Consider the following 12162-nt stretch of genomic DNA (forward strand, 5'->3'; position numbering starts at 1 on the left):
TCGCCGAGGAGACGCAGGGGGTGCGGGACGTGCGGCGTGGCGTCGCGCCAGCCCCGGCCCGAGACCCCCGGGTTCTGGAGCGAGCCCGTTACGCCACGGTGACGTGAGACGGTGGACGGGCGGACACACTTGGCGGTGAGCGTGTGACCGGCCCCGGCGCATCACAGTGAGGGAACAGATGCCTCGACCCAGCGATGAGAAGCGGGAGCAGAAGCGTCCTGCGTCCCCGGCCGCCCCGGCGGCGGCGCCGATCGAGGTACGGGTCCCCGCGTCCGGCCCGGGGGCGGGCGGTGCGTCGATCGACGGCGTACCGGTCTTCGCGGCCCGGGGCGAGGAGATCCAGCAGGCGGTCCTGAGCCGCCTCCATCGCATCGCCCTGGCCACCGGACGCTCCGTCAGGGCCACGATCCGGGACGAGCGGATCGGGTTCGTGGTGCCGATCCTGGTCTCGGTGGACGGGGCGAGCGAGTTCGCGGGGGAACCGGTACGGACGGGAACCCCCGGGACACCGGCCCCCGGACCGGAGGGAGAGACGCCCGTGTCGCCTCTGCCGGTGGGGTCGGAGGGGCGGGTGTCCGTGTCGCCTCTGCCGCCAGGGTCGGAGGAGCGGGCGTCCGTGCTGCTTCCGTCGCCGGGGTCGGAGGAGCGTCCGCCGGTGCCGCCTCTGCCGCCGGGACCGGAGGGACGGGCGTCTGTGCCGCCTCTGCCGCCAGGGTCGGAGGAGCGGGCGTCCGTGCTGCTTCCGTCGCCGGAGTCGGAGGAGCGTCCGCCGGTGCCGCCTCTGCCGCCGGGACCGGAAGGGCGGGCGTCTGTGCCGCCCCTGCCGACCGCGCCGCCGGGGGGCAGGCCCTTGTCCGACCCTGCCCCGCCCCGTGAGGCGGAGCGGCCGTGGCGCGAGGGGCCGACGTATGTCCCGCGCCAGGCCGAGGAGCCGGTGACGGTGGACGAGGTCCCGACGGTTCCGCTGCAAGTGGTTCCCGAGGCGAGGCCGGGCCCCCGGCTGCGACCGGACCACCCGTCGGCTCCGCACCCGGGCCCCGCGCGGCGGGTCCAGCCGACGCCGCCGGACGACTCGGAACCGACGCAGGTCCTGCGGGCCCTTTTCGTGAGGGCGCCGGGCGCCGCCGGACCGGAGCCGGCACCCCCGCCCGGGCCGCGCCCCGCTGTCGCCCGGCAGTCCCAGGAGGCTCGGCCCCCCTCGCCGCCCCGGCGGCCCGAGCAGCCGGGGCAGCCCGTGTCGCCCCCTGAGCCGGTCCCCGTCCCCCCTGCGCCCGCGGAGGGCACGCCCGTACGTCCCGGCGGCACCGTCGCCACCTCTGTGCTGCGGGCCGTGCCCGAGCGGGCGCCGTTGATCAGTGCGACCTCGGGCCCGGCGCAGATGCTGCCGGGGCAGGGCGCCGCCCCCGCGGGTGTCGTCTCCGCACCGACGGGGGTGTTCGGGCCGCCGCCCGTGATCACCACGCCCGTGGAGCCGGAACCGGCCCCCGTCTGGAGGGCGCCGGAGACCGGACCGGACGAACCGAAGACGCTCAGGCCCGACTTCGAGTCCGACCCCGGCTTGTCTTCCGCCTCCGAGTGGAGGCCGCCCCCGGCCCCGGGGACCGCTCCCGTCGCCGAGGCCGGGGAGGAGGAGGTCAAGGAGCCGCCCGTGCGGGAGTTCGACGTGGCCGAGTCGATGCTCGCGCCCGAGTCGGGGACCGAGAGGCCCGGCGGTGCCGCGGGCCCGGTCGCGGAGTCCATGGCCCGGATCAGCACGGCCGTGCAGCAGGGCCGTATCGAGGAGGCCACCGAACTCGCGGAGCTGGCCGTCACCGAGGCCTTGGCCGGCCTGGGCGCCGAACACCTCGATGTGGTCCGTCTGCGCGAACTCACCGCGTACATCGCCTACCTGGCCGGAGACGCCCCGCGTTCCTTCCAGCTTTCGCTCGACCTGGCCGGGCTCCGCCGGCGCCTGGGCGATCCGCGCGGTGCCTACGGCAATGTGCAGAGCGCGGCCGCCGCCTGGCGTGCGGTCCGCGATCCGGTCCAGGGACTGCGTCTCGGCCATGACCTCATCGCCGTATGGACCGAACTCGCCGCGGCCGAGGGCCCGGCCGCGGACGACCTCGACCCGCTCGAACGGGCCCGCAGCCGCATGGACCGCCTGGCCGCACGCGCCCGCGACGCCGCGGGCGGCACGCACCCCTCCCCGCGGTGAGCCGAAGGGGCCGGGGCACGGCCCCGGCCCCTGTCACCTCGACGGGCGCGCCCGCGCCATCGCGGACTACGGCCTGGCGTCCACCGGTTGATCGGGCCCGGTCACCGAGCCCTCCGTGACCGGCGCCGCGCTCACCGCCGCGGTGGCGACGGAGCCGGGCACGGCGGCCCCGTTCCTGAGCGCACGCGCCCCCCGCCGGGCCATGCGCAGCGCGTCGCCGGTCAGCAGCACCAGCGCGATCCAGACCAGGCCGAAGCCCGCCCAGCGCTCCAGCGGCATCTCCTCGTGGAAGTAGAGGATGCCCAGCAGGAACTGGAACACCGGTGCGAGGTACTGGAGCAGCCCGAGCGTGGACAGCGGCACCCGGATCGCGGCGGCGCCGAAGCAGACCAGCGGAAGCGCGGTGACCAGACCGGTGGCGGCGAGCAGCGTCGCATGCCCGGCGCCCTCGGAGGTGAAGGTCGAGCCGCCGTGCGCGGTGAGCCACAGCAGATACGCCAGCGCCGGCACGAACTGCACGGCGGTCTCGGCCGCCAGCGACTCGATGCCGCCGAGGCTGACCTTCTTCTTCACCAGACCGTAGGTGGCGAAGGTGACGGCGAGACACAGCGAGATCCACGGCGGGCGGCCGTAACCGATCGTCAGGACGAGGACGGCGGCGAAGCCCACCCCGACCGCCGCCCACTGGACGGGCCGCAGCCGTTCCTTCAGCAGCAGCACGCCCAGGGCTATGGTGACGAGCGGGTTGATGAAGTAGCCCAGTGAGGCCTCCACCACATGGCCGCTGTTCACGGCCCAGATGTAGACGCCCCAGTTCACGGTGATGACCACCGCGGCCACCGTGACCAGCACCAGCTTGCGGGGCTGCCGCAGCAGTTCGCCCGCCCAGGCCCAGCGGCGCATCACCAGCAGGGCGACGGCGACGATCAGCAGGGACCAGACCATCCGGTGGGCGAGGATCTCCGCCGCGCCGGCGGGCCGCAGCAGTGGCCAGAAGAGGGGCACGATCCCCCACATCCCGTATGCCGCGAAGCCGTTCAGCAGACCTGTCCGCCGTTCACTTCTCGACTTCTCGGTCACGGGTCCCTCCTTCTCGCACGACTGTTCCTGGGCAGCATCCACGAAGGTAGCGCGAGCATCCCCGCCTGTCATACCCGTATGGGCATACGGTCATGACAGGCGGGGATGCCGGGTGGACCCTGCGAGGGGTTCAGCCCTTCAGGGCGAGGGTGATCGACTCGGCGAGCGGGGTGGTCGGGCGGCCGGTCAGACGGGAGAGGTCGCCGGTGGTGACGGCCAGCTCGCCCTTCTCGACGGAGGCGTCCACCCCGGCCAGGATCGCGGCGAGCGGGGCGGGCAGTCCGGCGCCGGTCAGGATGCCCGTCAGGGCCTCGACGGAGACGGCGTCGTAGGCGATCTCCCTGCCGGTCTGCCGGCTCAGCTCGGCGGCGTACTCGGCGAAGCCCCACGCGGTGTCGCCGCTCAGCTCGTACGTCGTGTTCTCATGGCCCTCGCCGGTCAGCACCGCGACGGCGGCGGCCGCGTAGTCGGCGCGGGCGGCCGAGGCGACCCGGCCCTCACCGGCGGCGGCCACGACGGCGCCGTGCTCCAGGACGGGGGCGAGCTGCTCGGTGTAGTTCTCGCTGTACCAGCCGTTGCGCAGCAGCACATGGGGCACGCCCGAGGCCAGGATCGCCTCCTCGGTGTCCCGGTGGTCGTCGGCGAGGGCGGCCGTCAGGCTCCCTGGCGCACTGGTGTAGGCGAAGAGCGCGACACCGGCGGCACGGGCGGCGTCCAGAACGATCCGGTGCTGGCCGGTCCGTCCCTTGTCGAACTCGTTGCCGGAGATCAGCAGCACCCGGTCGCCGGCGGCGAAGAGGCCGTCGAAGGTCTCGGGGACGTTGTAGTCGGCGACCGCGATCCGTACACCGCGATCCGCGAAGCCGGCGGCCTTCTCCGGGGTGCGGACGACCGCGGTGATCTGCTCGGCCGGTACCTTCTCCAGCAGCTGCTCCACCACATGACGGCCCAGGTGGCCGGTGGCTCCGGTGACGACGATGCTCATGACGGGATCTCCTTGTGGGGTGGGTCTGGCACTCACCCTAGGAGGGGTACTAACTCTGGGAAAGTACCCACTTTGAAGTAAGGTACCGGCATGGCAGTGAGCAGCACGGCCGCGGACGGCCGGGACGAGACCCGCACAGGCGACAGCCGTGAGGCGATGTGCCCCCATCGCCTCGTCCTGGAGCATGTCACCAGCCGTTGGGGAGCCCTTGTGCTGATCGAGCTCCTCGAGGGGTCCCACCGCTTCAGCGAGCTGCGCCGGGCGATCGGCAGGAGCGCCCGCGTCAGCGAGAAGATGCTCACCCAGACCCTGCAGACGCTGGAGCGCGACGGTCTGGTCCACCGGGACGCCAAGCCGGTGATCCCGCCGAGGGTCGACTACTCCCTGACCGGTCTGGGCCGTGAGGCAGCCGAACAGGTGCGCGCACTGGCGCTGTGGACCGAGCGGCGCATGGCCGATGTCGAGGAGGCCCGCCGGGCGTACGACGAGACCCGGGCGCCGAGGGCCCGGGTCTCGTGAAAACGTGAAACCTTGTGACGTCTGTGGCGTAGGGCCTGGGGTGGCCTGGCCTAGCCGATGACGGTCCAGGTGTCGCCGCCGGCGAGCAGCGCGGCCAGGTCGCCCTTGCCGTTCTGCTCGATGGCGGTGTCGAGCTGGTCGGCCATCAGGGTGTCGTAGACCGGCCGGTCCACCGAGCGGAAGACGCCGATCGGGGTGTGGTGGAGGGTGTCCGGGTCGGCGAGCCGGGACAGCGCGAACGCCGTGGTGGGGGAGGCCGCGTGGGCGTCGTGCACCAGGATGTCCGCCTCGTTCTCCGGGGTGACCGTGACGACCTCCAGATCACCGGTGCGCATATCCCGGACGACACCGCGCGAGCCGTCGGGGCCGAAGCGGATCGGCTGCCCGTGCTCCAGGCGGATCACGGCCTCCTCGGCGGTCTGCTTGTCCTTGAGCGGCTCGAAGGCGCCGTCGTTGAAGATGTTGCAGTTCTGGTAGATCTCCACCAGCGCCGTGCCCGGGTGGGCGGCGGCCTGGCGCAGCACCCCGGTCAGATGCTTGCGGTCGGAGTCGACGGTCCGCGCCACGAAGGACGCCTCCGCGCCGATCGCCAGCGACACCGGGTTGAAGGGCGCGTCGAGCGAGCCCATCGGCGTCGACTTGGTGATCTTGCCGACCTCGGAGGTCGGGGAGTACTGGCCCTTGGTCAGACCGTAGATCCGGTTGTTGAACAGCAGGATCTTCAGATTGACATTGCGGCGCAGGGCATGGATGAGGTGGTTGCCTCCGATGGACAGCGCATCGCCGTCGCCGGTGACCACCCATACCGACAGATCGCGGCGCGAGCTGGCGAGACCGGTCGCGATGGCGGGCGCACGGCCGTGGATGGAGTGCATTCCGTACGTGTTCATGTAGTACGGGAAGCGCGAGGAACAGCCGATGCCGGAGACGAAGACGATGTTCTCCCTGGCCAGGCCCAGCTCCGGCATGAAGCCCTGGACGGCGGCGAGGATCGCGTAGTCACCGCAGCCGGGGCACCAGCGCACCTCCTGGTCGGACTTGAAGTCCTTCATGGACTGCCGGGCCTCGGCCTTGGGAACGAGGGAGAGCGCCTCGATCGTGCCCGTGCCTTCCATGGACGTCTCAGCCATCGATGGCCTCCTTGAGAGCCGCGGCAAGCTGTTCGGCCTTGAACGGCATGCCGTTGACCTGGGTGTAGGAGTGAGCGTCGACCAGGTACCTCGCCCGGATGAGCGTGGCGAGCTGACCGAGGTTCATCTCGGGGATCACCACCTTGTCGTAACGCTCCAGAACCTGGCCGAGATTCCGTGGGAAGGGGTTGAGGTGGCGCAGATGCGCCTGGGCGATCGGCTGCCCGGCCGCGCGCAGCCGCCGCACCGCCGCCGTGATGGGGCCGTAGGTCGAGCCCCAGCCGAGCACCAGGGTGTTCGCGCCCGGCTCGTCGTCCACCTCGAGGTCGGGTACCACGATTCCGTCGATCTTCGCCTGACGGGTGCGGACCATGAACTCGTGGTTGGCCGGGTCGTAGGAGATGTTGCCCGTGCCGTCCTGCTTCTCGATGCCGCCGATGCGGTGCTCCAGGCCGGGCGTGCCCGGGATGGCCCACGGCCGGGCCAGGGTCTCCGGGTCCCGCTTGTACGGCCAGAACACCTCGGTGCCGTCGTCCAGGGTGTGGTTGGGGCCCTGGGCGAACCGCACCCGCAGGTCCGGCAGCTCGTCCAGCTCCGGGATCCGCCAGGGCTCGGAGCCGTTGGCCAGATAGCCGTCGGAGAGGAGGAAGACGGGCGTGCGGTAGGTCAGGGCGATCCGGGCCGCCTCCAGGGCCGCTTCGAAGCAGTCGGCAGGGGTGCGCGGGGCGACGACCGGGACCGGGGCCTCGCCGTTGCGGCCGTACATCGCCTGCAGCAGGTCGGCCTGCTCGGTCTTGGTCGGCAGACCGGTGGACGGGCCGCCCCGCTGGATGTCCACGACCAGCAGCGGCAGCTCCAGGGAGACCGCCAGGCCGATCGTCTCGCTCTTGAGGGCCACACCGGGACCGGAGGTCGTGGTCACCGCCAGGGACCCCCCGAAGGCCGCGCCCAGCGCCGCGCCGATGCCGGCGATCTCGTCCTCGGCCTGGAAGGTCCGCACCCCGAAGTTCTTGTGCTTGGACAGCTCGTGCAGGATGTCCGAGGCCGGGGTGATCGGGTAGGAGCCGAGGAACAGCGGCAGGTCCGCCTGACGGGAGGCGGCCACCAGGCCGTACGACAGGGCGAGGTTCCCGGAGATGTTGCGGTAGGTGCCGACCGGGAACGCCGTGGTGGCCGGGGCGACCTCGTAGGAGACCGCGAAGTCCTCGGTGGTCTCGCCGAAGTTCCAGCCGGCGCGGAAGGCCGCGATGTTCGCCGCGGCGATGTCCGGCTTCTTCGCGAACTTGGTCTTCAGGAACGTCTCGGTGCCGTCGGTGGGCCGGTGGTACATCCAGCTCAGCAGGCCCAGCGCGAACATGTTCTTGCTGCGCTCGGCCTCCTTGCGGCTGAGGTCGAACTCCTTGAGCGCCTCCACGGTGAGGGCGGTCAGCGGCACCGGATGGACGTGGTAGCCGTCCAGCGACCCGTCCTCCAGCGGGGAAGCGGTGTAACCGACCTTCTGCAGCGCGCGCTTGGTGAACTCGTCCGTGTTGACGATGACCTCCGCCCCGCGCGGCAGATCGCCGATGTTCGCCTTCAGCGCGGCCGGGTTCATCGCCACCAGCACGTTCGGCGCGTCCCCGGGGGTCAGGATGTCGTGGTCGGCGAAGTGCAGCTGGAACGACGACACACCCGGCAGGGTCCCTGCGGGCGCCCGGATCTCGGCCGGGAAGTTCGGCAGCGTCGAGAGGTCGTTGCCGAAGGACGCCGTCTCGGAGGTGAAGCGGTCGCCGGTGAGCTGCATACCGTCACCGGAGTCCCCCGCGAAGCGGATGATCACCCGGTCGAGCTTGTGTACATCCTTGGCGCCCGCCGGTCTGCGCTGTTCTCCCACGACGGCTTCGTCTGCCTGCTCCGCTGGACTGCTGACCTGGCTGGTCACTGAACTGGACCTCCCATCGAGGCGGCTGACTGGGAGTGGCCGGCCCACCGGCCTCCCAGGGCCAACCCTACGTCGGTAAGGGTCGCCTTCCCGCGGTGGATCGCATGATGGACACCATGCTGAGACGGGCCGGCACCCTGATTTCTCATGATTGATTCGCCCCCGACGATGGTGGAGAAGACGCGCCGCCTGAGACAGTGTCAGCCGATCAGGAGTTGAGATAGGTGAGCACGGCCAGAACACGCCGGTGATCCCCGTCACTCGGGGACAGGCCGAGTTTCAGGAAGATGTTGCTGACGTGCTTCTCGACGGCTCCGTCGCTCACCACCAGCTGCCGGGCGATGGCGGAGTTCGTCCGTCCCTCCGCCATCAGCCCCAGGACCTCCCGCTCCCGCGGGGTGAGCGCGGCCAGCACGTCCTGCTTACGGCTGCGCCCGAGCAGCTGGGCGATCACCTCGGGGTCCAGCGCGGTCCCCCCGTGGGCCACCCGCACCACGGCGTCCACGAACTCGCGGACCTCGGCGACCCGGTCCTTGAGCAGATAGCCCACGCCACGACTGGAGCCGGCCAGCAGCTCGGTCGCGTAGCGCTCCTCGACATACTGGGACAGCACCAGCACCCCGAGCCCGGGATAGGCCTTCCGCAGCCGCACCGCGGCCCGGACCCCCTCGTCCGTATGGGTCGGCGGCATCCGCACATCGGCCACCACGACCTCGGGCAGCTTGCCGTCGTCCGCGAGCTCCGTGATGGTCTTGATCAGCGCTTCCCCGTCCCCGACACCGGCGACGACCTCATGCCCGCGGTCGGTCAGCAGCCGGGTCAGGCCCTCCCTGAGCAGCACTGAATCCTCGGCGATGACCACCCGCACCCTGTCCTCCACGATCTTCGGCCCCCCGTGTCTTCCGTCTTCGGCCGTGCGTCCTGCGCGTCCGGAGGCGTCCTGGACGCCACACGCCCCGGCACCGCCCCTGGGACCCTCAGTATCGCCCCGACCGCGATTTCTCACCGAGCCTGTGGACAGAGTGCGGACGGAGGGAGCGATCAGTTCCGGTCAGGCCCCGTGCGGTGCCGTGCCACGCCCCGTACCGACGCCGCCGCCCCCGTACGGACGCCGTCCCCGCCGGTGCCTTCGAACGGGGGGGAGCGCTGCACGAGGGCGGTGACCGGTGACCGATGGATGGCCGGTGATCGGGGGCCCGGGGCCCGGGCCGGGGCCGATGATCGGTGATCGGGGCCGGGCGGTGCCGGTGCCCAAGAGGGGAGTGTTCGGGGCCGGGTGTTCGGGGCCGGGTGATCCAGGGGCCGGAAGTGCCCGGCGGGTCCGGGGTGCTCAGGAGGTCAGGCCGATCGCCAGGGCAGTTCCGCGGTGATCCGGGTCGGCCCCCCGGCCGGCGAGTCGACGACCAGGACCCCGTCCACCGCGTCCAGGCGCCCGGCCAGTCCGGCCAGCCCCGACCCGGCGGAGGCGTCCGCGCCGCCCACCCCGTCGTCGGTCACCTGCAACAGCAGCCGGTTCTCCACCCGCCACACATCCACCACGGCCCGCGAGGCCCGGGCGTGTTTGCTGATGTTCTGCAGCAGCTCCGACACCGTGAAGTAGGCGATGCCCTCGATCGCCGGCGCCGGACGCGACGGCAGATCCACATCCACCGTCACCGGCACGGTGCACCGCGTGGCCACGGCCGAGAGGGCCGCGTCCAGGCCGCGGTCGGTCAGCACCGCCGGATGGATCCCGCGGGCGAGGTCCCGCAGCTCCTGGAGAGCCGTCTTCACCTCTCCGTGCGCCTCGTCCACCATCCGAGCCGCCGCCCGCGGATCCTCCGTCAGCTTCTCCTTGGCCAGTCCCAGATCCATGGCCAGCGCCACCAGCCGGGCCTGCGCCCCGTCGTGGAGATCGCGCTCGATCCGCCGCAGATCCGCCGCCGCCGTGTCGACCACCACGCCACGGTCCGACTCCAGCTCCACCACCCGCGTCGCCAGCGGGGACGGCCCGAGCAGCCCCAGCACCAGCAGCCGGTCGACGGTCGTCAGCCCCCGTATGATCCACGGCGTCGCCAGCGTGAGCAACAGCCCCACCAGCGCGGTCACCGTGATCTCGAACGGGTTGTCGAGATAGACGGAGTGCGTCTCGTCGCCGTACAGCTGGATCCCGCCCTGCCCGGCGTACACCGGGAACACCCAGAACCACAGCGGATACGTCAGCAGTGACCACCCGCACGACCAGAAGACGAGCCCCGCCACGGACGAGAACAACGTCCAGGGGAACTGCAGCACGGTGTACAGCATGTGCCGCCACGATGAGCCGCTCTTGAAAACCGCCCCCATCCAGGCCATCGCCCCGCCCCGCCTCGGCCGCAGCGGCTCGGGCTCGGCCACGTCGAGCCCCAGCAGCGCACGCGCCCGGGCCCGCTCCAGCACCCCGAACCCCCTGCAGCCCATGAGCCCCGCCGCGAGCACCGGGATGCCGAGGAACGTCACCAGCAGCCCCACCCCCATGGAGAACATCGTGACGCTGTAGGCGAACATCACCGTGCCGATCGGCAGGCTCAGCACCAGATGGCACAGCTCACGCCAGCTGCGCCCCTCGACCGGCGCCCGCAGGGCGACCGGAAGCCGGTGCGGTCGCCCCCGAGAGCCCTGGGATCCAGGGTCGTCCCACTCTCCGTACCCCTGCGTGGCCATCGGCGTCGTCCGTTTCTCCTCGTCGTCCGTCCCGGTGTGCTCGGCCCGCGAGGCCCGCCACCGGTTCATGTCCCCACCCTGCTGCTTCCGGCCCCGTAGGACCATGGAGCGGGTCGGCGTCTTGAACCGGGGGTTTTCCCCACCCCCCGGAGGCCGCAGAGGCAGCCCGCACACGCCGGAGCGGTCGTACGCGTCCGCTCGCGTACGACCGCTCCTCGCGCGTCCGCCCCCGTCCGGGCGCCTACCCGCGGCGTGCCGTGCCGTCCGGATCCCGCCAGGGCAGTTCCGCCGTGACGGCCGTCGGGCCGCCCACCGGTGAATCGACGACGAACAGGCCGTCGACCGCGTCCAGCCGCTCCGCGAGCCCCGCCATGCCTGTGCCGCCGTCGAGGCGGGCCCCGCCGCGGCCGTCGTCCTGCACCTGTATCAGCAGCCGCTCGTCCGACCGCCAGACGTCGACGGAGGCGGACTTCGCCCCGCTGTGCTTGCTGATGTTCTGCAGCAGCTCGGAGACGGTGAAGTAGGCGATGCCCTCGATCGCCGCCGCCGGCCTCGCCACCAGGTCCACGGTCACCTTCACCGGCACGGTGCACCGCGTGGCCACGGCCGAGAGGGCCGCGTCCAGCCCGCGGTCGGTCAGCACCGCCGGATGGATCCCGCGGGCGAGGTCCCGCAGCTCCTGCAGCGCGAGTTTCACCTCACCATGGGCCTCGTCCACCATCGCCGCCGCCGCATCCGGGTCCTCGACCAGCTTCTCCTTGGCCAGACCGAGCCCCATCGCCAGGTTCACCAGCCGGGCCTGCGCCCCGTCGTGGAGATCGCGCTCGATGCGGCGCAGATCCGCTGCCGCCGTGTCCACGACCACCCCCCGGTCGGACTCCAACTCGGCGATGCGCCGCTCCAACTCGTCGGAGGGGGACAGCAGCCCGCGCACCAGCACCCGGTCCACGTTCGTCAGCCCACGGGCGATGAAGGGCAGCAACGGCCACAGGACGAACAGCGACACAAGGGTCACCGTGAACGTCAGGATCCCCCACGGCAGCCTGATGAACTCGTACAGAACCGCCCGCCAGCCCACCGGATCCTTCAGCGCCATCCACATCCGCGCGAACACCCCACCGCTTCTGCGCAACGGCAGCGGAGAGGGCTCCTCGATCCGCACCCCGAGCAGCGCCCTGGCCCGGGACCGCTCCATCCTGCCCAGCAGCCGTGCGCCCAGCAGACCGGCCGACAGCATCGGGAAGCCGATCACGGTCATGGTCAGCCCGGCCCCCAGGGACATCACCGTCACCACATAGGTGAACCCGACCAGCGACACCGGCAGATTCGCGAGGAGATGCGTGATCTCCCGCCAGGTGTATCCGTCCAGGGCGAAGCGCGGGGGCGGCGGGCGGTCGCCGTCCGGGGTCCCCGGGGTCCCGTCGTGTCCGGTCATCTCGTTCGGCCTCGTTCGCTCATGTGCCCCAGCCTGCCAATCCGGTGTACCACCGCGCCATGAGGCGGACCGCCGCGATCCACTGGGGTAAACCCCACCCCCCGTCCGATCCGCCGGGAGGTGAACGGGTCGTTCCGAGGGTCGCGCGGCGGAACCGCCTAAGCAGCACAAGGGCATCTCGAGGTGCGACGGGCTGCTTACCCTTTCTTTAGC

The 12162-nt window shown here is 71.8% G+C and carries 9 protein-coding genes; 2 read left to right on the forward strand and 7 right to left on the reverse strand.

Annotated features, from left to right (window positions below; genetic code table 11):
* Positions 1-178: 178 nt before the first annotated feature.
* Positions 179-2197, forward strand: coding sequence for a hypothetical protein (locus tag CP978_RS36115; protein WP_043442915.1), 2019 nt, complete (start codon positions 179-181; stop codon positions 2195-2197).
* A gap of 66 nt (positions 2198-2263) precedes the next feature.
* On the opposite strand, the gene rarD is transcribed toward CP978_RS36115, so the two are convergent.
* Positions 2264-3277 carry an EamA family transporter RarD gene (gene rarD, locus CP978_RS19720; RefSeq protein WP_052454194.1) on the reverse strand — a complete coding sequence of 338 codons (1014 nt, stop codon included), beginning with the start codon at positions 3275-3277 and terminating at the stop codon, positions 2264-2266.
* 130 nt (positions 3278-3407) lie between these two features.
* The gene (locus tag CP978_RS19725; protein WP_043442917.1) at positions 3408-4262 is read right to left on the reverse strand and encodes an SDR family oxidoreductase; all 855 of its coding nucleotides are present in this window, start codon (positions 4260-4262) and stop codon (positions 3408-3410) included.
* 90 nt (positions 4263-4352) lie between these two features.
* Here CP978_RS19725 and CP978_RS19730 point away from each other — a divergent pair, with 90 nt between their 5' ends.
* On the forward strand, positions 4353-4781 hold the full coding sequence (locus CP978_RS19730) for a winged helix-turn-helix transcriptional regulator (protein WP_043442919.1): 429 nt from the start codon (positions 4353-4355) through the stop codon (positions 4779-4781).
* 50 nt (positions 4782-4831) lie between these two features.
* On the opposite strand, the gene CP978_RS19735 is transcribed toward CP978_RS19730, so the two are convergent.
* The 5 genes from CP978_RS19735 to CP978_RS19755 form a co-directional block, all read right to left on the reverse strand.
* Positions 4832-5911: a 2-oxoacid:ferredoxin oxidoreductase subunit beta gene (locus tag CP978_RS19735; RefSeq protein ID WP_043442921.1), complete on the reverse strand. Its 1080-nt coding sequence runs from the start codon at positions 5909-5911 to the stop codon at positions 4832-4834.
* Positions 5904-7832, reverse strand: coding sequence for a 2-oxoacid:acceptor oxidoreductase subunit alpha (locus CP978_RS19740; RefSeq protein WP_043442923.1), 1929 nt, complete (start codon positions 7830-7832; stop codon positions 5904-5906). Before CP978_RS19740 ends, CP978_RS19735 begins: the two co-directional genes overlap by 8 nt.
* 208 nt (positions 7833-8040) lie before the next feature.
* Positions 8041-8700, reverse strand: a complete 660-nt coding sequence (locus tag CP978_RS19745; protein ID WP_278190175.1) for a response regulator transcription factor — start codon at positions 8698-8700, stop codon at positions 8041-8043.
* 470 nt (positions 8701-9170) lie between these two features.
* Positions 9171-10514, reverse strand: coding sequence for a sensor histidine kinase (locus CP978_RS19750; RefSeq protein ID WP_043449021.1), 1344 nt, complete (start codon positions 10512-10514; stop codon positions 9171-9173).
* A 241-nt stretch (positions 10515-10755) separates the two neighbouring features.
* Positions 10756-11949, reverse strand: coding sequence for a sensor histidine kinase (locus CP978_RS19755; RefSeq protein ID WP_043442927.1), 1194 nt, complete (start codon positions 11947-11949; stop codon positions 10756-10758).
* Positions 11950-12162 lie beyond the last annotated feature (213 nt).

Source organism: Streptomyces nodosus (assembly GCF_008704995.1).
In the GTDB taxonomy this organism is placed as follows: domain Bacteria; phylum Actinomycetota; class Actinomycetes; order Streptomycetales; family Streptomycetaceae; genus Streptomyces; species Streptomyces nodosus.

Bases quoted from the DNA above. Each gene is read 5' to 3' on its own strand.
- CP978_RS36115 (WP_043442915.1), top strand. From the start codon at position 179: ATGCCTCGACCCAGCGATGAGAAGCGGGAGCAGAAGCGTCCTGCGTCC.
- CP978_RS19725 (WP_043442917.1), bottom strand. From the start codon at position 4,262: ATGAGCATCGTCGTCACCGGAGCCACCGGCCACCTGGGCCGTCATGTG.
- CP978_RS19730 (WP_043442919.1), top strand. From the start codon at position 4,353: ATGGCAGTGAGCAGCACGGCCGCGGACGGCCGGGACGAGACCCGCACA.
- CP978_RS19735 (WP_043442921.1), bottom strand. From the start codon at position 5,911: ATGGCTGAGACGTCCATGGAAGGCACGGGCACGATCGAGGCGCTCTCC.
- CP978_RS19750 (WP_043449021.1), bottom strand. From the start codon at position 10,514: ATGGCCACGCAGGGGTACGGAGAGTGGGACGACCCTGGATCCCAGGGC.
- CP978_RS19755 (WP_043442927.1), bottom strand. From the start codon at position 11,949: ATGACCGGACACGACGGGACCCCGGGGACCCCGGACGGCGACCGCCCG.